Raw genomic sequence first — 20,221 nt, 5'->3', positions numbered from 1 at the left:
CAAAATGGTATTGTTCGCTTTTTAGTAAAAGTGTTATTGAAAGACTTAGTTTAATTCACATTCGTGTTTTTAGCTAAAGTCTTTTTTTATGTCTGGGAGGGCATGATGAAAAAATTTAGAAAAATACTAGCTGGTGCCGCTATTTTTTTAGTAGCATTCATGATGGCTGCCTGCTCAAACAAGGAAAAGAGCAAAGATACTGGCACGCCTAAGTCTTTGAACGTCCAATTCGTTCCTAGTCAGGCTGCCACTAAACTGGAATCTCGTGCAAAACCACTGGAAAAAATGTTGTCGGACCGTTTAGGCATTCCAGTACATGTATCAATGTCTACCGACTACAACACGGTGGTTGAGGCCATGAAGTCTAAGAAAGTTGATGTAGGTTTCTTGCCGCCAAATGGCTATATTTTAGCTCATAAGCAAGGAGCAGCAGATGTATTGCTCCAAGCACAAAGATATGGAGTTAAACAACCAAACGGACGTCCAACCAAGGAACTGGTTAACTTCTATCGTGCTGAGATTGTAGCTAAGAAAAATTCTAAAATTAAGAGTTGGAAAGATTTAAAAGGCAAGTCAATTTCTATTCAAAGTCCTACATCTTCAGCCGGCTACGTTTTTCCAATTGCCGAATTGAAGGAAAAGGGTCTTGATGTACGCAAGAGTTGCAAGTTAGTCACTGTGACTGGTCAAGATCAAGCTGTACTAAATGTGCTCAATGGTGACACAGACGCCGCATTTGTGTTTGAAGATGCGCGGACAATTGTGAAAGACGACAATCCTAAAATCATGAGTCAAGTAGTACCAATTTACTTTACCAAGCCTATTCCCAACGATACGATTTCCGTTGTTCCCAGCATGTCTGACTCATTCAGAAAGAAGCTGGCTAAGGCATTTATCGATATTGGCAAGTCTAAGAAGGGTAAAAAAGTCATCGAGAGTATTTACACCCATGAAGGATACGTTCACACTAAAGACAGTGACTTTAACGTTGTGCGTAAATATGAAAAAATTATCGAATCGACCAAAAAATAAGGAATACAAAGGAAGTTTATAATGGCAGATTCTGCAGTTAAGCCAATAATCGAATTAAAAAACGTTAAAAAAGTTTATGGCAAAGATGTTGTTGGTTTAAAAGACGTCAATTTAACTATCAATAAAGGTGAATTTGTCGTTATTGTTGGTCTATCTGGCGCCGGCAAATCAACGCTTTTGCGGTCGATTAACCGTTTAATTGATATTACTGAGGGTGATATTTTAATTAACGGTGAATCTATTACCAAGGCTAAGGGTAAAAAATTAAGAACTTTGCGTCGTCATATTGGGATGATTTTCCAAAGCTTTAACTTAGTTAAGCGCTCAAGCGTGATGCGTAACGTTTTAACTGGCAGAGTTGGATACTATCCAACTTGGAAATCTACTCTAAACCTTTTTACTAAAGAAGATAAACAACGGGCCTATGACGCTTTGCAACAAGTTGATCTTGAAGACAAAGTTTACTCTCGTGCTGATGAATTGTCCGGTGGACAGCAGCAGCGGGTAGCGATTGCGCGTGTTTTAACCCAAAACCCGGATATTATTCTGGCAGACGAGCCAACAGCTTCGCTTGACCCACAGACTTCACGTCGGGTGATGAAAGACTTGCAGATGCTTAACGAAAAGCATGGCATGACTGTTGTCATTAACCTGCACAGCGTGCAACTGGCACAGGAATTTGGCAAGCGAGTCATTGGAGTTCGTGCTGGTGAAATTATCTATGACGGTAAGATGTCTGATACTCCGGCAACCACGTTTGATAAGATCTATTCCGGTGGTGATGAAGATGAGTAGCACAGAGCAAGAAAAATTGAGGGCTTTGCCTAAGAAAAAGTTTAAAATCTTAAACTTGCTTTGGGTACTGCTCTTTATTGCTGGATTATTCATTTCTACTAATGAAACCAAAACTGACTTAGGTGCCTTGTTTGCCAACTTCGGTCAATTTGCTGACATTTTCTTGCAAATGCTGCATCCTGACTGGTCATACCTTGGCACTGTAGTGCCACTTTTGCTGGAAACTATTAAGATGGCGATCTTGGGTACGGCAATCGGCTCTGTAATTGCTTTTATTTATTCTTTGCTTATTGCCCGCAATATTGTGAAAAATAAAGCACTTACGGGAATATTGCGGATTATAATGAATATCATCAGAACAGTTCCTGACCTGCTTTTAGGTGCTATCTTCGTAGCTATTGTTGGTATAGGGCCAGTAGCCGGTGTTTTAGCCTTGGCTATCTGTACGTTCGGAATTGTGGTCAAACTGTTTTACGAAGCAATTGAAACTATTGATCCAGGTCCAATTGAAGCCTTAACCGCGGTTGGTGCTAATAAGCTGCAAATCATCGTCTTTGCGGTTTTGCCTCAGGTTATGACCTATTTTATTTCCTATTGTTTGTATGCATTTGAAATTAACGTGCGTGCTTCAACTGTTTTAGGTTATATCGGTGCCGGTGGTATTGGTTTGTATCTGCAACAGACGCTGCAAATCTTTGATTATCCTAAGACAGGTACAATTATTATCGTGATCATCATAGTAGTGGTACTAATTGATTATGTTTCATCTAAATCACGGGAGGCGTTGATGCAATAATGGATACGAGTATGAAAAAATTGCCTCCTAGGCCTATAGATGTCAAAAAGCGTGTTTTGCACTGGCTGATAGCAATTGTTACTGCAGCTTTAGTTGTTTGGTCATGCACAGGAATCGATTTTGGTGGAATCAAAGAAACGGCTGGACAGATTGCCGGTGCGATCTTTTCTGGTATTTTTCATCCTGATTGGTCTTATGTCTATAACGGTTCAGGCGAAGACTTACTGTCGCAATTATGGGAAACTGTTTGCATTGCCTTCTTAGGAACATTCATTTCTGCCATTATCTCACTGCCTTTTGCCTTCTGGGCCGCGAATACTAAGCACAAGCACTGGTATGTCTCACGGTCGGGCAAGATTGTGCTGGCAATAATCAGATCATTTCCAGAAATTGTTTTAGCCTTAATGTTTATTAAAGCTGTCGGACCTGGTTCTGCTGCCGGTGTTTTAGCACTTGGCTTTCACTCAGTGGGGATGCTCGCCAAGCTCTTTTCTGAAGCAATTGAGAACTTGGAGGATGGTCCCAACGAAGCAGTTACTGCTGTTGGAGGCTCAAAAACAAATATTATCATGTTTTCTACTTTGCCTAATTTAATGCCGGCGTTAATTTCAAACACTTTATACCGGTTTGATGTTTCGATTCGGTCAGCTTCTATCTTAGGCTTGGTTGGAGCCGGAGGTATCGGCTACCCGTTAATCATCGCACTGCAATACCGTCAATGGAATCGTGTTGGTATCATTTTACTGGGTATCATCATTATGGTTGTGATCATTGACTGGATTTCGGGCTGGATCCGTAAAAAATTAGTCTAAAAACGAAAATATCTCAAAATAGTGAATCAAGCATGTGGATATCAGCTTGATTCATTTTTTTAGCCGTGATATTTAAAGGGACAATTTTCTAAATGATCGTTGATTAAACCAACGCCCTGCAGAAAAGAGTATAGAATTACTGGCCCCACAAAAGTAAAACCGTCTTTTTTCATATGCTTTGCTAATTTTTGCGCAATTTTGTTTGTCGTTGGCACCTCATCACTTGTTTGAGGATGATGAATAATGGGAGTAGGAATGAATTTTTGTAAATAATGTGCAAAATTGCCGTGTTTGGCATCAATAATTAATAGTGCGCGTGCGTTGGTAATTGCAGCGGCAATTTTTCTTTGATTGCGAATGATTCCTTTGTCTTGCAATAAGCGCGCCTGATCCTGTTCGGTCATTTGCGCAACTTCTGCGGGAACAAAATTGCAAAAAGCCTGGCGAAAATTTTGCCGTTTATGCAAAACTGTAGACCAACTGAGACCAGACTGAAACAGTTCCAGCACCAGCATTTCAAATAAGTAACGTTCATCTAAGTTTAATTTGCCCCATTCGTGGTCGTGATAATCCCTAATTAAGGAATCATCATGGTCACTCCAAGGACAGCGAGTAATATTATTCATGTCTTATTCTCCTTAAATATATATTAACGTTCATAAATAAATACGCCAAAATATTTTTATTCTTTTAAAAACAATTTTTCCCAGTTATTGTGCTGAAATTTTTTAATTATTTTCTTTTTGCTTAAATATCAGAAACTTTTCCTTCAAAAAGTGCAATAGTTGTTTTTTTGGTATAATATATAATGAACTTTAGGAGGAAACCATGGAGAAGTTAGAAATAATAACTTTGGCCGATGACTTGGCCGCAAATCAAGAAAGTATTTTAAATAAAGAAACAGATTTTGATGCCGAGGAAGTTTATCGTGTAATTGATAATTTGCACGTTTTGCATAAGCCAATAAAAGAATACTTCGGCATGACTCAAGAACAGTATTACGACACTGAAAGTGATCATAAACTGACTTTAATTAAGTTGTCAGAGCAATTAACCGATTTGCAGGATCGGATTTTAACTAATCACGTTGATGGTTTTGTTGATAAAAACGAAATTAATTTAACTTATAATCATGAAAATCCCTATGAAGATGGGTTTTATAATGACTTGGTAGATTTTCATGTCGTTAGTTACAGTTTAAAAGTAATTGGAGCCGTTGAAGAAGTAGCGCCAAAAACATTACAAGGAGTTTTGTCTAAAGATGCACTTCTATCAATTGGTTTAGCGGCACACGCTTTAGAAAAAAGTTTATAATTTTAGAGCTGAATGTGTGTTCAGCTCTTTTTCTTTCTGCTTGAGGCAAAATATGGGTGTTTTAAAGTATACTAAAGGACTTGCTGATAAGATAAATGGTGCTAAATTACGTTCTTTATTTAAGAAAAATGATGCACAGCTTGATCCTATGCAAAATTATTTAACGGTAGGAGAGTATCACGTTGATGGTGAACAGGGTACACCTAATGATCAGCCGTATACTCTGACAGTTTACCAAGATGAAGAAAAAATTTTGCATCAAGCTCTCAGCTTGGAAAGTACAGATAAATTAGAGCCTGAATATGTCCGCCGATTTAGTCCTGAACTGCAACGCTACCGCGCTTTTGTCAACCGCAAAACTGGCAGACGATACGTTGTAGAAGAATACTTGGATCGCTTTGTTGAAAGAGTCAAAGGCCACATTCGCACAGGGAAAAATTCTGTTAATGTCAGCGTTATTACTGATACCCATTATAAAGATCGTAATAGTATGGACTTTTATGGCTGGAACGGCTTAACTCACGTTAACGAATTTTCTTATCTTGATGACTCAGGACTTTTAAGTTTAAAAGTTCATTTGGGTGACTGGATTGATGGTTCCGATACCGGCTTTTTGGGCGAAAGTGAATTAACCAAGTTGCGTGATTCATTTGTTTCCGACAAAGTGCCTTATATGCTGATTAAAGGCAATCATGATGAAAATGATAAGTTTGATGAACACCATGATTTAAGTGCTTCTTTTCCTGAAAATGAGTTTGAAGGGATTATGTGGCCTGCTTTGTATAAGCAAAAGGGTGTCCATTATATTTCGCGTCAACACGGGGTTTGTTACTATGATGTGGATGACTTGCGCTTTATTTCCGTTAATACTTCTGATTTGCCTTACTATTTGGATGCCCAAGGCAGAAAAAAGTATGATGTGAAACTTACTTTGGCTGTGAGGGAAGATCAAATTGAAGAAATTATTGAAATATTGGAGCAGTCATCAAATAAGCAAATTATCTTTATGAGCCATGCTAATCCGATTAATCGTAAGGGTTCAAATGCTTTAAAGTATAATGGTCGTTCTCTGCACGAGTTACTGGTTGCCTTCAATCAGGGTGAAAAAGGACAGATGCATTCCAGCCACGGAATTCCACCAGAGTTTCGTTTAGCTAATGACTTTGATTTTACTAATGTGAAAAATGCGCGCATTATTGCCTACTTTTGTGGTCACAGACATAACGAAGACCAATACCGGATTAACGGAATTCAGTATATCTTGTTTAACTGTTCGGCACTGATGGGTCCTAATCATGCTTTAACCACTAAATATAACAAGAATTGGAAAAGACAAATTGATCATCAAACCGAATTTGCGGGTTATATTGTCAATATTGACATACAGAGGCATTATATTCAGGCCTTTGGTTATGGCGCTGCCAGCAAACGCAGAATTTTTTATATTTAGTAAAATCGCGACGGGCAATTTGGAAATTGCCCGGCTTTTAGCATATAATAGAAAAGTTAAATTAAAGACAAAAATATACAAAGTAACATAAATTAAGGGAAGATAAGCAATGTGCGGAATTGTTGCATTTTATAATCCAGAAATAAATGATAAACAAGCCGCTATCGGTAAAATGATGGCAGCAATTATGCATCGTGGTCCTGATTCAGATGGTTATTATACCAACGATAAAGTTGCTTTAGGGTTTAGAAGATTATCAATCATTGATTTACGTGGCGGCAGTCAACCAATTTACAACGAAGACAAAACAAAGGCGATTATCTTTAATGGTGAAATTTACAACTTCCAACCTTTAAGAAAAGAACTGCTTGCGGCAGGTCATACTTTTACCACTAAGTCTGATACGGAAGTGCTGTTGCATGGCTTTGAAGAATGGGGCATGGATGGTCTGCTTAAGAGAGTTCGCGGCATGTTTGCTTTTGCGATTTGGGATGACAATACCCAGACCTTGTACGGTGCGCGTGATTTCTTTGGCATTAAGCCGCTCTATTACAGTGATGAGAATGGACATTTAACTATCGGCTCAGAAATCAAAAGCTTTTTGGCAATGCCTGGTTTTAAAAAACGTTTGAATATTGAAGCAGTCAAACCATATTTGATGAATCAGTATAATGATTTGCATGAAACTTTTTTCAAAGGAATTTATAGATTTCCTGCCGGCCACTGGTTCGAATATAAAGATGGTAAAATGAAAATCCATCAGTATTGGGACGCAGAATACAAGGCTAATACTTTAAGTTTTGAAGAGACTGTCAATAAAATTGACGAAGATTTACACGAGTCAGTTAAATTGCATCATATTGCAGATGTTCCGGTTGGCGCCTTCTTATCAGAAGGCGTGGATTCAAGTTACATCACTAGTATATTAAATCCAGATGATGTATTCTCAATTTCTTTTGATGATGCAACTTATGATGAAGCTTCAAAGGCTAGGGCTTTAGCTGATATGAAGGGCTGGCATTTCTTTTCTGATAAGGTTAAGGCAGATGAAGCAATGCATGACTTCCCGGAAATGCAGTATCATATGGATGAGCCGGATGCTAACCCGTCAATAATTCCATTATGGTATTTATGCAAGATGGCACGTAAACATGTGACAGTTGCTTTGTCCGGCGAAGGTGCGGATGAATTATTTGCAGGTTACGTTAACTACGGAATGCACACGCACAACAACATTATTAAAGTTTTTACTTCCCAATGCAAAAAGTTGCCGAAGAAGACTAGGGTTAAACTGGCACACAGAATTAAAAAAATGCCGAACTTCCCCGGTAAGGTTCATTTATATACCAATTTAGCTGAACCGAGTGAATTTTACGTTGGTCAATCAGTAATCTATGACATGGATTATCCGACTATCTTTACATCTGAAGATGCTAACAGTGTTTTAAAGCCTTCTTATCGGAATAAATTAACTGTCAACGGGATTTATCAAAGTGATTTCAAAAAAGTAAAGGACCTTGATAATGTTCGCCAGATGCAGTACATTGATCTGCACCATTTTATGCTAAATGATATAGAGCAAAAGGCGGATAAAATTTCTATGGCCCATTCCCTGGAATTACGGGTGCCATACCTCGATAAAAAGGTTGCAGAAAGAGCCAATTCAATTCCAACTGATTATTTAGTGAACAAGCATGATACTAAGTATGCTTTGCGCAAGGCTTCAGAAAAGGTTTTACCGGATGAATGGGCTAAACGGCCAAAATTAGGCTTTCCCACTCCAATTAAAGAATGGTTGCAAGAACCTCGTTTTTATAAACAAGTGCGTGAATTATTCAGTGAAGACTTTGTACAAGACGTTTTCGAGCAGGATAAAATTTTGGCTCTGCTTGATGAAAACTACAAGGGTGACGGTTCCCATCGTCGACAAATTTGGACTATTTATACATTTTTAGTATGGTATAAATTATTCTTTGTTGATTATGACGGCACAGTTGCCAAATACCAGCATGTTCAACCGGAAGTTGCTAGCTTGATTAAGCAAGGCAAGCTGGTTTAATGAGGAGCACAATTTATTAATGAAACAAAACTTTACGCCAATTTTACTTGGCAGTGACATTAATGTTTACGGTATGGCCCGATCGTTTAACGAGGCATATGGTATTAGCGTAAAGGCGTTAGCTGACAGTCAGCTGGCGGCAACGCGTTATTCTAAGATTGTCAGTGTGGAATTACATCATGGCTTCAGCGAAGATCCAACTTTTATTGAGGTTATGCGTGAACAAATGAAAATTTACCAGGACCATGAAGAACCGGTAATTCTAATTTCATGCGGAGACGGCTATTCTGAACTACTTGCCAAACATAAGGAAGAACTGCAACGAGTTTTTGTCGTTCCCTATGTTGACTACGATTTATTACAAAAACTAATTTCAAAAGAAAACTTTTACCAGATAGCTGAAGAATGTGGACTGCCATACCCTAAAACCAAGATTGTGACGATGGCTGATTACAAGGCAGAAAATTATTTGGAACTGCCTTTTGGCTATCCACTGGAGCTCAAGCCGGAAGATCCTGTTTCCTGGCTTGATGTGCAGTTTGAGGGGCGTAAAAAGGCTTTTACCATTCATAATGAAACTGAATTGCGTGATATTGTTACTAAAATTTATGAAAATGGCTATCAAGAAGACTTAATTTTGCAAGATTTCATTCCTGGCGATGATTCCTACATGCGAGTATTAAACGCCTATGTTGATAAGGAACATCATATCAAGATGATGTGTATGGGTCACCCATTGCTGGAGGATCCGACTCCGCAATCAATTGGCAATTATATGGCAATTTTACCTGATTATGACGAAAAACTTTACGAGCAAGTTGAATCATTCTTGGAAAAAATTAATTATACGGGGATGGCAAACTTTGACATCAAATATGACACGCGAGATGGCAAATATAAATTCTTTGAAATTAACTTGCGCCAAGGCCGTTCAAGTTTTTATGTGACTCTTAATGGTTATAATTTAGCCAAATGGTACGTAGACGATTATGTTTATGACAGCTTAAACGATAAGGAACCGGTTTACGGTAATAAATTAAAGTCAAAACATAAATTGTGGTTAGGCATCCCTGTCAATGTGTTTAAGCAATATGCCGTTGATAATGAAGCTAAAAGAATGGCTGAAGAGCTAATCCATGAAGGACGTTATGGTACAACAGTCTTTTATGATCAGGATCGCAATTTTAAGAGGTGGCTGCTTTTAAAATATATGTTTCATAACTATAAAGGACGCTATCAAAAGTATTATCAAGAAAATAAGGGTCAATTCTTTTAGATTCTGCATTAATTAAATAGCAATAAAGATGATTGCAGCAAATTACTGGTGATCATCTTTTTTCTCTAAGAATAAAATTATTATTTTATATGTAAAATACCAGTTCAGCTATTTATTGGGGGTGTTCTTTTTTAATACTTCTTGCTAAACTGGTAAATGGAAACTAAAAAAGAAAGGACTGAATAAATGAAACTTAAACATGGATCTCATGAAGAAACTGAAATTAAGTTACGCTGGCTATTACTGGGGGAGCTGGCCACGTGGATCGGGTCGAGTTTTGTTTGGCCCTTGACTTCGGTTTATTTAAACAAGCAATTACACATCAGCCTTTCTGTAATAGGGGTTGTTTTATTTTGCAATTGTGCCAGCAATGTATTAGGTTCGCTTTTAGCTGGACGCTTATATGACCGTCTGAACCCATACCCACTAATTGTTACAGGATTAGGACTGGATGCCTTTGTTTTGTTCATGATGGCTTTTTTCCATGGCTGGCCGCAATATTGGTTTTGGCTTATTCTTACCGGTTGCATCAGTGGTTGGAATGGCACCTTAATTAACTCAATAGCAACAAGCTTGCGTAAATATTCAGGGCGTTATGTTTTTAATCTGATTTATTTTGCCCAAAATGTCGGTACTGTCACAGGGACACTGCTGGTAGGATATCTTTATGACTTTTCAATTGAGTTCTTATTTATTTTAGCAGCTTCACTATTTGCCATTGCCTGCGTTAATGCAGCGATTCATTATCGCCCAATTAATACTTTTCACCAAAATCGCAAAAAGAATGGTATTAAAAAGGGTGTAAAGCAAAAGGTTGATCCTATGCCCAAATATAACGTGATGTTAATGGTCGGATTTTTGATTTCTTTGGCTGTGACATGGCTAATGTACATGAATTGGGAGTCTAACCTGTCAGTTTACATGGTTTCATTGGGAATACCTTTCCATTTATATAGCCTGTTATGGACTCTAAATGGTGCCGTAATAGTCATTATTCAAGTGATTTTGGCACGCTATCCTAATTTGTTTAAGAACTTGTTTCAGCAAATTATTTTTGGCACGCTCATGTTTGCAATTTCTTTTGCCACGTTGATTTTGGCTAAAGATTTTGCCCACTTTGCATTATCAATGTTTATCCTGACTATGGGTGAAGCAACTGCATTTCCAGCTGTTCCGGCATACATTAACGATTTATCTCCAGCAAACAGCAAGGGCAAATATCAGGGTGAAATCAATGTTGCCCGTGGCATTGGTCAGGCTTTTGGTCCATTATTTGGCGGCATGATAATTGATCGTGCAGGTTACATTCCATTCTTCATTATTGCTGCCTGTGGTATTTTTCTGATGGTATTGCTCTTATTGCCATTGCACGCAAAATTGCATAAGCATATCACGCTTTATAAGTAATTTTGTAAAGACTTTTTAATGTTAAGGGTATAATTAGAATGATAATATTAATTTAGTCTATTTTTAATTTAGATAAAAAGGGGAGGACTCTCTGAATGAATAAAAACTTCGCAGTTCGAGGCGGTAGTGGTAATATCATCGAGCCTAAGCTTGATGCACGCCCACAGGACAACCTATACCTGGCTGTTAACTCAGAATGGATTGAAAAAACTAAGATTCCGGAAGACCGGTCACGAATGGCTTCGTTTGATGGTATTGATGTTGATGTTGAAAAGCATTTGATGCAGGATTTTGCTGCTTTTGCGGCTGGAAAAAAAGAAGTACCAAGTGTGCCTAACTTTGATGAAGCCGTTAAGTTGTACAAATTGGCTAAAGATTTTGATAAAAGAAACTCTGATGGAGCTGAACCAATTAAGTCAGACTTGGAACTTCTTGATGGTTTAAAAGATTTTTCTGACTTTAATTTAAATGCACCAGATTTAGTAACTTTTGCCGCAATTCCTTTTGGTCTTGATGTTGAACCTGACATGAAGAACACCAAAGTCAATGCGTTGAATTTTGCAGGTCCTGGGACATTTTTACCAGATACAACTACTTATCAAACACTTGATGCGCCAAAATTGTTAGGTATTTTGCAAAAGCAATCAGTTAAACTGTTAACTATGGCAGGTATAGCTGAAGAAAGAGCAGAAAAATATGCTGAAGATGCAATTAAGTTTGACAAAAAGCTGGCCAAAATAGTTAAGTCAAGTGAAGAGTGGGCTGATTATCCTGCTACTTATAATCCAATGAAGATTGCTGATTTTGAAGCTAAGTTTGCTGATTTCCAAATTTCTTATTTTCTTAGAGAAGTAATCGGTGAGGAACCAAGCAGAATTATAGTTCAAGAACCGCGTTATTTGGATCATATTAACGAAATTATCAATAAAGAAAACTTTGCTGAAATCAAAGGCTGGATGTTGGTTAACTTTATTAATGGTGTTGCCGATGTTTTGTCACAAGATTTCCGCGAAGCATCATTTCCATTTGCTCAGGCGCTTAGTGGTCAACCACAATTGACAACTGGTGAAAAACAAGCTTATCACATTGCAAATGATTCATTTAGCGAAGTAGTTGGCGTTTATTATGGTCAAACCTATTTTGGTAAAGAAGCCAAAGAAGACGTTGAAGACATGATTCACCGTATGCTTGATGTTTACAAGGAACGTCTGCAGAATAACAATTGGCTTTCTGAACGAACCAAGAAACGTGCAATCATTAAACTTGATGCTTTGGTATTAAAGATTGGTTATCCAGATAAAATTGAAGAGATTTACAATCGTTTAAAGGTTATTCCAGCTAGTCAAGGAGGCAGTCTTTATTCTAATGAACGTGCCTTTGCTATTGCTGAACAAAAATATAATTTTGAACAATTACATAAAGAAGTAGATAGAACTGTTTGGGCAATGCCAGGTAACTTAGTCAACGCCTGCTATGACCCACAAAGAAATGATCTGACTTTTCCTGCAGCAATTTTGCAGAAGCCATTTTATGATTTGAAACAAGACAGAGCAGCCAACTTTGGTGGCATCGGTTCTGTAATTGCTCATGAAGTTTCCCATGCCTTTGATAACAATGGTGCTCAGTTTGATGAATTAGGCAATATGACTAATTGGTGGACTGATGAGGATTATGCTGAATTCAAGAAACGGACACAAGCTGAAATTGACTTGTTTGACGGTATAGAATATGGACCAGTTAAACTCAATGGTAAGCAAATAGTTTCTGAGAATATTGCTGATCAGGGTGGCTTGACTGCTGCTGTTGAAGCTGCCAAGAACGAAAATGATGATTTGAAGAAACTGTTTGAAAACTTTGCACGCATTTGGGCTAATAAGCAACTGACTGAATCAATTAAGAGTCAAACTGCTGTTGATGTTCATGCGCCTGGTCCACTGCGGGCTAACGTTCAAAGTCAATGCCAAGATGACTTTTACAAAGTCTTCGATGTTAAACCGGAAGACGGCATGTGGCTCGACCCAGAGAAACGAGTACATATTTGGTAATTAATATTAAAAATAAAAACATTGTTCCAATCAGAACAATGTTTTTTGTTAACTTAATTATAGAGAATAGAAAAATCGCTTTAACTAAAAAATAGCACCTGTAAATTTGATCTACAGGTGCTATTTTATATTATTCAAATTCTTTATTCTTTAGATTGGAATAGTCGCGCGGTGCAACCCTCTTAATATGCAGGTTATGTCTTGGTTTACCTAAAATGAGTGGTACTTCCTCGACCACAGTGTCAGTGTATTCCAACCCAAACCATGAAGCTGGATTAGAAGACAGGTTTTGTAACCAAACCCGTGCCTTTAACATAACTTTTTCAAAGCCTTTAAGTCGGGTTAAAGGACTGACAACTTCATTAACAATTACAAATGAGAAGTCACCCACTTTACGACCGGGAGTTGTAGTGTACTCCTGAGGCTGTGCTTCGATAGTACCATCTTTAATTAAATCATGGACAATCTGGCGCAGGTAAACATTAACACTGGTTTGTTTTTTGAAACCAAGGTAGAGCTGAACGTTAATGACATTCTTAGTACCAAAAGTATTAACAGCATATCTGGCAGTAAACGGTTCATTCGTAATATTGACAGTTACAAACCAATAGGCCTGAGCACGTTTAGGTCTTTTATCCAAGATGGAGTACATAATTTCACGTTTGATAAATTTATTGTATTTAACTTTAGCCATGTAAACTAAGTTAGTGGCATAAGTGGGATAATCATCGTCGTGGCTTAAATCCGTCAGCATATCAGTGTATTCGTCCAAACGGACATAGGTATGAGCACCTTCATGCTTATCACGAACTTTATTGCCAAAGTACCAGATGAACATAATGACGCCAATGAAACCGGCAATTAAAACGGTGACGTAGCCACCATGCATAAACTTGGTCAAACTGGAAATCAAGAACATGCCTTCAATAAAGCCAAAGGCTATTAAAAAGCAAAGGCGTAAAATTAATGGGTGATGCTTTGAACCTAAGTATTCAAAGAGCAGCAGGGTAGTCATTAACATTGTGACTGTGATTGACAGACCATAAGCTGCTTCCATATGTTCTGAAGTCCGGAAGAAAATTACGATAGCGATAGTTGCCACGCAAATCATTTTGTTTACGGAAGGAATGTAAATTTGTCCATGCTTAGTAGTAGGATAATTAATATTCATCCGTGGTAAAAATTTCAGACCACTTGCTTCAGATACTAATGTAAATGAACCGGTAATCAGTGCCTGGGATGCAATAATAGCTGCTACTGTTGCCAAAATGATGGCAAAAAGTCGTAAATTTCCTGGTACAGCTTCAAAGAATGGATTCAGTTCACCACCATTTGTCTGGTAATGTGGATTTTGCAGAATCCAAACTCCCTGACCAAGATAATTTAAAGACAGGCAGAGAAAAACATAAGGCCAGGATCCACGAATATTTTCTTTACCAACATGACCGACATCAGAATATAGCGCTTCTGCACCGGTAGTAGCCAGAAAGATTGAACCTAAAATAAAGATACCGGCTTTATTAGATGGACTAAAAAGAACTTTAATAGCCCAAACGGGATTCAGTGCTTCTAAAATTGACCAGTCATTAGCCATATTATAGATACCGATAATGCCTAAAAATGTAAACCAGACAAACATTATAGGACCAAATGCTTTACCAATGCTGCTGGTGCCAAGCATTTGAATTGAAAAAAGTACCAGCAATATCGCAATTGTAATTATGATTACAGCATTTTGGTTAGGCACCGGTACGCTTGAACCGAAGTGCATATTTTTAAGCCCTTCAATCGAAGTGGTAACCGTCACAGCAGGGGTCAATGTCCCATCAGCTAATAGGGCTGCTCCACCAATCAGTGCCGGCATAACAAGCCATTTGGCTCGTTTACGTACCAGAGCGTATAATGCAAAAATACCACCTTCACCACGGTTGGTAGCTCTGAGTGCAATCATGACGTATTTAACGGTGGTTAGCAGTGTGACTGTCCAAAAAATGAGGGAAATTGATCCTAAAATCAGTTCACGATCAACATTGGCAATGCCACCGTTGCCTGTAACGATTGACTTCATTACATAGAGCGGACTAGTTCCGATATCACCATAAACGATACCGATGGTAATTAATAGACCGGCAGCTGAAATCCGCTTCGTCTTTTTATCCATAGTAATTATGTACTCCCATAGACAATATTGAAATATTCATTTTTAAGTAAAAAAGAATGTCAGTGTGGCATTCTCATTCAAGTATCTATTTTGTTCTTTTTTTTGCTTTAGTACAAGTAAATTATGATAAAGAAGTTGAAATTTTATTGCGACGTTCTTCGTACCAGTTATCCCAATCTTTATATGTTGTCATTTTTTCTGCATCAACACCATCTTTATCAGCAATTTCGTCAATTATGCTTTGGAAATTCTGGGCATGGTATTGCAAAACATGTTTAACTAATTCTTTGCGAGTGAATTGAATGTTATTAAGCAGATAGTGGTTGATGTCAACCATGTCGGAATTGGTATCATATAAGTTCATGATTTCCAAATCGCGCTGGTTAAACTGAGCAATGTAAAAGTCAGCGAAAACTTTAAGGTAATCCGGTTGCTCTGTAAACTCTTCTTCTGGCATGGTAGTCCATTCAGCATCAGGCATCACAACCTTGATTTCTTCTTCTTTATCCTTTTTTTCTTGTTCTTTTTCGTTATCTTTTTCTTTGTTATTATTTTCTTTTTCAGTCAAAGCAGACACTCCTTTAATAAAAATAGGAAACGTGAAAGTCAATAGTCATTTTACAGAGTTTAGGCTATAAAAGCAACTATTGAAGCAGTTTAACTTCTATATATGGTGGTTTTTAATAAAATTATAGCATTACCTACAGCTGCATTAAAATAGACCAACTGGTTAAATAAAAACCGTCCTGCATAGTAATCAGGACGGTTCAGTATGTTAATTTTTGGCTAATACTGTTTGTTATGGCTTAAGATAGTTTTGAATATCTTGTTTAGTAATTTTGCTTGGTTTAGTTCGACCAGATTTTCTGTAAAGATCGATCAAATCTTGCGGGCTCCAAGACATTGAGTCATAGCCAAACTTGCCTACACGTTTACGCAGTTGAGCTATTTGCTTGTTAGTAACTGTTTTACCATGTACCTTGTGGTTGCCCATAGAACCTTCACCGGTTTTACCGGCATTGCCAGTATCTGGTCCTTTGCCTGAAATTGAATTGTAGCTTTGACTTGAGGAACCATTATTATTTTCTTTAGCAGCTTTTTGGTTATCTTTGAGACCTTTTTCTGCTTTTGTCTTGTACTGACTGTAATATTGTTCATCAATATAAGGCAGATCCAGCACCTTTTGGTATTGGTCAGCTGCTTTAAGATATTGCTTAGCTAATTCCGCTTGGGATGCAGCGAGGAAGATTGGTTGAATTTCATGTTCATAATTATCTTGAACATCTTCGATAGTAGTCTTTAATTTTTTACCTTGTTTTACTAAAACTGCATAGCCGTTTTTTCTTTGAATTACATTGGCAGTTTCGTTTAACGCATCATTATATTTGCCTTTTTTAGTTGCGTTAATTGCGGAAATCATATTATCCGACTGGTTTTTATAAGCTTTAGCCTGGTCAGTCTTCTTGATACTGAAAGCTTTGGCAAATGCAGAGCTTGCTTCTGAATAGTCCTTATCAGCAACCGCATTTTTACCGGTAGTCATTGCACTATTATAGGAAGCTTCAACTTTATCATTATTGGATTTTTGTGTTGCGTAAAAAACGCCACCACCAATAGCGATAATTACTACTGCTACAATCGTACCAATTGTCGTTTTTTTCATAATAGGAATTTATCCTCCTTACTAATACTTAGTTTAATTATAGATGGTTTAAGCAGATTTGACTACTCAATGGTGTTTTTTCACCTTTACGTGACCATTTTTTAAGAAAAAATGTTACATTTTGCCGCCCATTTTCGTTAGTAATAGTGTAAGACATCTGGCGCGCGGGTTGATTACACTATTTAGAAAAGGAAGAAAGATAATATGAATTTTGCATTATTAGAACAATCAGTCCAATACACATTTTTAAATTCCAAATACAGCAAAGACGGTACTAAATCACGAATTTTATAGAACGTTAGAGAAGGAGCAACAGCTGGCAGTTTGGCTAAAGTAGGTGCAGCTTTAGCACAGCTTCAGGGTGATGATCTGGGCGCAGCGACTTTAATTCAAAGACAAGGTATCCCTATTGGTGATGAATAATAAAATCTCTCAACTAAAAATGATTAAGACAGGAGCAAATAATATGGTAACAAAAACCAAAACTTTACAATTAGTATTTCTAAACGGTGCAAACAAAAAGGTTAATTTGTCTTTACCAGATGCTGCCGCTAATTTGGCAGGAACAGAGGTAAAGAAAGCAATGGAAACAATAGCAAATGCAAAAGCATTTGCGCAAGAAGGGGTGGATTTGTATAAAACTCCACAATCTGCTTCATATGTTGAACGAACTGTTACTAGTTTGTTCGATAATACTCAGGGTCAGTCAATGTAACCTGCAGTTTTTGGAGACAATTAAAGAAACGATAATTAAAATCAAACAATTTTGCGGTAAAAATAATTAGTAAAGATAGGAAATCACGTCAAGGCAAGTTTGGCGTGATTTTTACTTTATTTCAAATTATTTTGTTATTATTTTGTAAAATTTAATAGAAAATAAAATAACTTTATTAACTTTGTTAGCGGCAAAAAACATTGAATGTAGTGCTGTTGAGGGTTTTATTATTTTTTGAAAAGTAAAAAATAAGCTGTAAATCTGTAAGCGTTTGTTACAAAAGTATGTTAAATAACTACATGTCTTGCAATTTGAGCAAAAGGTAGGTACAATAAGAAATGTGGTAAGTAATAGCTATGCTTCAGGTTCGAATGCCTGTACGCATGCGCGTTCTTCAGCTCGAAAGCTACCTCATAAGAGTTATAAACTTATGAATTCGGCTTGAAGGGTGTTGTAACAATGTAGGCTCATCACGACTGAACCTATAGCCTATTACTATTTTGTATATACACAAGGAGGAAAGACCACATGAAGAAAAATTTAAGAATTGTTAGTGCTGCTGCAGCTGCTTTATTAGCTGTTGCTCCAGTTGCTGCAGCCGGTGTATCAACAGTATTTGCTGATACTAATATTCCAGTTGTTGGCGGAACTACACAAGACGGCATTACTACTGCTACATTGGAATTGAATATAACTAACGCTACTAGTTTAGTAGATGGCGATGTAGCATCCAAAGTTGCTGCTTCACTCTCTACCCCAACTTTGCCAACAGGTGCTAATGTAATTCCTGGTAAAGCTTCTATTTATGAAGCTACAGCAAATGCTGATGGCACTGGTACTGTAGCTAGCGGTGCAAAAGCAGTTGATAAGCTTGAAAAAGGTAAATCTTATGTAGCTATTGTTCCAGTTACTATTAGTGGCTTGAAAGCTAATACAGACTATACTGTTAATAAAGCTACTAAGCCTTCAGATGGTACTGGCGTAATTTCAGGAGTTCAAGTTCAAAGTAAAGTATTTAGTGTTGCTAACACTGATTTGAAGGGTGCACCATACGTTACTTATAGAGATAAAGATACTGATAAGGATGTAATTGCTGACTCTGGTTCAGTAGATCTTGATACAAATAGTTACAGTGTTTCTGCTGTAGCAGACAAGATTGACGCTTCAAGAGGTAAGAATGGTAAGTATACCCCTAGAACAACTGCTGGCAATGACTCTTCAGCTGCTACACCAAGTTTCTTGAACCTTGAACAAGATATTAGAGATGGCTTGAAGGCTGCTGGCGTTACTGTAAAGGCTAATGGTAGTTTTGACAAACCAGCAGCTCCATTTACAGTTACTACACACCTGTATGCAACTAATGGTAAAACTGCTACATTTAATGTACGTGTTAACCCAACAGCAACGGAAGCTGATGGTTCATTCCCTCAAATGTACTTTAATGGACAAAGCACTGCTTTGAGAGGTACAACTACTCTTGACACAATTGGTGATGTTAGTTTCAACTATGTTCCAGTTAATGGTGTAGTTAATACTAAGGCTATTCAAGATGCATTTAAGACACAAGTAAGTAGTACTGACACAACTACTATGATTCCTACAGTTGATGTAAGTAAAGTTAATACTAAGGTTGCTGGTAAATATCCAGTTACTGTAAGTGCTACTAATGCTGACGGTAAGACTACTAAAGTTACTTTCTTACTAACTGTTGGTGTTAAGGGTGCAGAATACAAGACAGTTCAATCAGATGGTGACGTTCCAGTTTACAAGATTGACGGTAACACTGTAACAGATTCAAAGACTACTGTTAAGAACGGTGATCAGATTGCTATCTTTGGTGAACCAATCAAAGTTGGCGATAAGACATATTACCGCATTAACAGTGCTGATTCAGACCTTTACGTAGAAAGCAAGTATGTTGACGGTACATTTAAGCCTGCAAACAAGGTTAAGAAGACTGTTATGCACAACTCATACATCTACGATAAAGATCACAAGCGTGTTGGTACTGATATGTTACGTGCTTACTCCACAGTTGAAGTAATCGGTGCAGCTACTAAACTTGCTGATGGCAGCTTAGTTTACCAAATTGCTGACAACCAATACGTAATGGCTGATAACATCGATGGTACTTCACGTACATTAAGCCACAACGCTTATGTGTACAAGACCAGCAAGAAGCGTGCAGACAGACGTGTATTGAAAGCTGGCTCAAAGGTTACTACTTTTGGTTCACCTTACACATTCAAGAATGGTAAGGCTTACTACAGAATTGGTGGACCAAGCAAGCAATACGTTAAGGTTGCAAACTTTGCTAACTAATTATTAGTTTTATAGCTAATTAAGGAACAGGAGCGATTATATCGCTCTTGTTTTTTTGTGCTTTTTTACCTTTGATTGAGCTATGCAAGCGATAACATTTTCAGTATAATAGTATTCGTCTACTTTAATTAAAGGAGAGGAATGAATTGTCAAAAAAAGAAAGTGATATCTGGAACCTGCCTAGTGGACATAAATATCGTTTTTGGTCGCAAAAGCTTTTGCGTCAGAGAATTGGGATAGATCGAAAAATAGATAAATACTTGGTTGAAGATGAACTTTATTGTGTAAATCCTGCAACTATTGCTTTATATCAGTTTCAGAAGCAACCCCTTTTAGGAAAGTACAAAAGCTAATTTTTGACTGTGATCAGGGGA

The 20,221-nt window shown here is 37.5% G+C and carries 17 protein-coding genes and 1 pseudogene; 14 read left to right on the top strand and 4 right to left on the bottom strand.

Going from position 1 to position 20,221, the window contains the following annotated elements:
- The first annotated feature begins 105 nt into the window (after nt 1-105).
- The 4 genes from ERK18_RS01750 to phnE (ERK18_RS01735) are packed head-to-tail and all read left to right on the top strand — an operon-like array spanning nt 106 to nt 3,435.
- The gene (locus ERK18_RS01750) at nt 106-1,032 is read left to right on the top strand and encodes a phosphate/phosphite/phosphonate ABC transporter substrate-binding protein (RefSeq protein WP_045928673.1); all 927 of its coding nucleotides are present in this window, start codon (nt 106-108) and stop codon (nt 1,030-1,032) included.
- Between the two features lie 21 nt (nt 1,033-1,053).
- Entirely contained in the window at nt 1,054-1,827 is a 774-nt protein-coding gene (gene phnC, locus ERK18_RS01745; protein ID WP_187154029.1) for a phosphonate ABC transporter ATP-binding protein, read from the top strand.
- Nucleotides 1,820-2,623 carry a phosphonate ABC transporter, permease protein PhnE gene (phnE, locus tag ERK18_RS01740; RefSeq protein WP_046332658.1) on the top strand — a complete coding sequence of 268 codons (804 nt, stop codon included), beginning with the start codon at nt 1,820-1,822 and terminating at the stop codon, nt 2,621-2,623. Before phnC ends, phnE (ERK18_RS01740) begins: the two co-directional genes overlap by 8 nt.
- Complete coding sequence (phnE, locus tag ERK18_RS01735; RefSeq protein WP_046332657.1) at nt 2,623-3,435, top strand: phosphonate ABC transporter, permease protein PhnE; 813 nt, start codon at nt 2,623-2,625, stop codon at nt 3,433-3,435. Before phnE (ERK18_RS01740) ends, phnE (ERK18_RS01735) begins: the two co-directional genes overlap by 1 nt.
- Nucleotides 3,436-3,494: 59 nt before the next feature.
- Here phnE (ERK18_RS01735) and ERK18_RS01730 read toward each other — a convergent pair whose 3' ends face one another.
- Nucleotides 3,495-4,061 (bottom strand): DNA-3-methyladenine glycosylase I, encoded by a 567-nt coding sequence (locus ERK18_RS01730; RefSeq protein WP_187154028.1) that lies wholly within the window; start codon nt 4,059-4,061, stop codon nt 3,495-3,497.
- A 202-nt stretch (nt 4,062-4,263) separates the two neighbouring features.
- Between ERK18_RS01730 and ERK18_RS01725 the strand changes: the two genes are divergently transcribed.
- The 6 genes from ERK18_RS01725 to ERK18_RS01700 all read left to right on the top strand — a co-directional run bounded on the left by ERK18_RS01725 (nt 4,264) and on the right by ERK18_RS01700 (nt 12,986).
- Entirely contained in the window at nt 4,264-4,749 is a 486-nt protein-coding gene (locus ERK18_RS01725; protein ID WP_187154027.1) for a hypothetical protein, read from the top strand.
- Nucleotides 4,750-4,801: 52 nt separating this feature from the next.
- The gene (locus ERK18_RS01720) at nt 4,802-6,199 is read left to right on the top strand and encodes a metallophosphoesterase (protein ID WP_187154026.1); all 1,398 of its coding nucleotides are present in this window, start codon (nt 4,802-4,804) and stop codon (nt 6,197-6,199) included.
- Between the two features lie 109 nt (nt 6,200-6,308).
- Nucleotides 6,309-8,258: an asparagine synthase (glutamine-hydrolyzing) gene (gene asnB / locus ERK18_RS01715; protein WP_187154025.1), complete on the top strand. Its 1,950-nt coding sequence runs from the start codon at nt 6,309-6,311 to the stop codon at nt 8,256-8,258.
- Between the two features lie 19 nt (nt 8,259-8,277).
- Nucleotides 8,278-9,534 (top strand): carboxylate--amine ligase, encoded by a 1,257-nt coding sequence (locus ERK18_RS01710; protein WP_046332652.1) that lies wholly within the window; start codon nt 8,278-8,280, stop codon nt 9,532-9,534.
- 186 nt (nt 9,535-9,720) lie between these two features.
- A complete protein-coding gene (locus tag ERK18_RS01705; RefSeq protein ID WP_187154024.1) occupies nt 9,721-10,941 on the top strand; it encodes an MDR family MFS transporter in 1,221 nt (406 codons plus the stop codon).
- 95 nt (nt 10,942-11,036) lie between these two features.
- Nucleotides 11,037-12,986 carry a M13 family metallopeptidase gene (locus ERK18_RS01700; RefSeq protein ID WP_187154023.1) on the top strand — a complete coding sequence of 650 codons (1,950 nt, stop codon included), beginning with the start codon at nt 11,037-11,039 and terminating at the stop codon, nt 12,984-12,986.
- 130 nt (nt 12,987-13,116) lie between these two features.
- On the opposite strand, the gene ERK18_RS01695 is transcribed toward ERK18_RS01700, so the two are convergent.
- From ERK18_RS01695 to ERK18_RS01685, 3 genes are all read right to left on the bottom strand, one after another.
- A complete protein-coding gene (locus ERK18_RS01695) occupies nt 13,117-15,147 on the bottom strand; it encodes a KUP/HAK/KT family potassium transporter (RefSeq protein WP_187154022.1) in 2,031 nt (676 codons plus the stop codon).
- Between the two features lie 121 nt (nt 15,148-15,268).
- Entirely contained in the window at nt 15,269-15,715 is a 447-nt protein-coding gene (locus ERK18_RS01690; protein ID WP_187154021.1) for a hypothetical protein, read from the bottom strand.
- A 231-nt stretch (nt 15,716-15,946) separates the two neighbouring features.
- Entirely contained in the window at nt 15,947-16,810 is an 864-nt protein-coding gene (locus ERK18_RS01685; protein WP_109586782.1) for a hypothetical protein, read from the bottom strand.
- Nucleotides 16,811-17,116: 306 nt separating this feature from the next.
- Here ERK18_RS01685 and ERK18_RS09665 point away from each other — a divergent pair.
- From ERK18_RS09665 to ERK18_RS01665, 4 genes and pseudogenes are all read left to right on the top strand, one after another.
- A pseudogene (locus ERK18_RS09665) lies at nt 17,117-17,233 on the top strand (DUF1659 domain-containing protein); the annotation flags it as partial.
- 43 nt (nt 17,234-17,276) lie between these two features.
- A complete protein-coding gene (locus ERK18_RS01675; protein WP_109586780.1) occupies nt 17,277-17,525 on the top strand; it encodes a DUF2922 domain-containing protein in 249 nt (82 codons plus the stop codon).
- Between the two features lie 528 nt (nt 17,526-18,053).
- Nucleotides 18,054-19,847: an SLAP domain-containing protein gene (locus ERK18_RS01670; RefSeq protein WP_187154020.1), complete on the top strand. Its 1,794-nt coding sequence runs from the start codon at nt 18,054-18,056 to the stop codon at nt 19,845-19,847.
- Nucleotides 19,848-19,993: 146 nt separating this feature from the next.
- Complete coding sequence (locus tag ERK18_RS01665) at nt 19,994-20,200, top strand: hypothetical protein (protein ID WP_187154019.1); 207 nt, start codon at nt 19,994-19,996, stop codon at nt 20,198-20,200.
- Nucleotides 20,201-20,221: the final 21 nt, after the last annotated feature.

It is taken from the genome of Lactobacillus kimbladii, assembly GCF_014323605.1.
Classification (GTDB): Bacteria; Bacillota; Bacilli; order Lactobacillales; family Lactobacillaceae; genus Lactobacillus; species Lactobacillus kimbladii_B.
This window is presented reverse-complemented; position numbering and strand designations above follow the sequence as displayed.

Excerpts from the sequence above, each read along its gene's own strand:
- ERK18_RS01705 (WP_187154024.1), top strand. The coding sequence starts at position 9,721 with ATGAAACTTAAACATGGATCTCATGAAGAAACTGAAATTAAGTTACGC.
- asnB (WP_187154025.1), top strand. The coding sequence starts at position 6,309 with ATGTGCGGAATTGTTGCATTTTATAATCCAGAAATAAATGATAAACAA.
- ERK18_RS01685 (WP_109586782.1), bottom strand. The coding sequence starts at position 16,810 with ATGAAAAAAACGACAATTGGTACGATTGTAGCAGTAGTAATTATCGCT.
- ERK18_RS01720 (WP_187154026.1), top strand. The coding sequence starts at position 4,802 with ATGGGTGTTTTAAAGTATACTAAAGGACTTGCTGATAAGATAAATGGT.
- ERK18_RS01670 (WP_187154020.1), top strand. The coding sequence starts at position 18,054 with ATGAAGAAAAATTTAAGAATTGTTAGTGCTGCTGCAGCTGCTTTATTA.
- ERK18_RS01700 (WP_187154023.1), top strand. The coding sequence starts at position 11,037 with ATGAATAAAAACTTCGCAGTTCGAGGCGGTAGTGGTAATATCATCGAG.
- phnE (WP_046332658.1), top strand. The coding sequence starts at position 1,820 with ATGAGTAGCACAGAGCAAGAAAAATTGAGGGCTTTGCCTAAGAAAAAG.
- ERK18_RS01710 (WP_046332652.1), top strand. The coding sequence starts at position 8,278 with ATGAAACAAAACTTTACGCCAATTTTACTTGGCAGTGACATTAATGTT.
- ERK18_RS01750 (WP_045928673.1), top strand. The coding sequence starts at position 106 with ATGAAAAAATTTAGAAAAATACTAGCTGGTGCCGCTATTTTTTTAGTA.
- ERK18_RS01725 (WP_187154027.1), top strand. The coding sequence starts at position 4,264 with ATGGAGAAGTTAGAAATAATAACTTTGGCCGATGACTTGGCCGCAAAT.
- ERK18_RS01695 (WP_187154022.1), bottom strand. The coding sequence starts at position 15,147 with ATGGATAAAAAGACGAAGCGGATTTCAGCTGCCGGTCTATTAATTACC.
- ERK18_RS01675 (WP_109586780.1), top strand. The coding sequence starts at position 17,277 with ATGGTAACAAAAACCAAAACTTTACAATTAGTATTTCTAAACGGTGCA.
- ERK18_RS01730 (WP_187154028.1), bottom strand. The coding sequence starts at position 4,061 with ATGAATAATATTACTCGCTGTCCTTGGAGTGACCATGATGATTCCTTA.
- phnE (WP_046332657.1), top strand. The coding sequence starts at position 2,623 with ATGGATACGAGTATGAAAAAATTGCCTCCTAGGCCTATAGATGTCAAA.
- phnC (WP_187154029.1), top strand. The coding sequence starts at position 1,054 with ATGGCAGATTCTGCAGTTAAGCCAATAATCGAATTAAAAAACGTTAAA.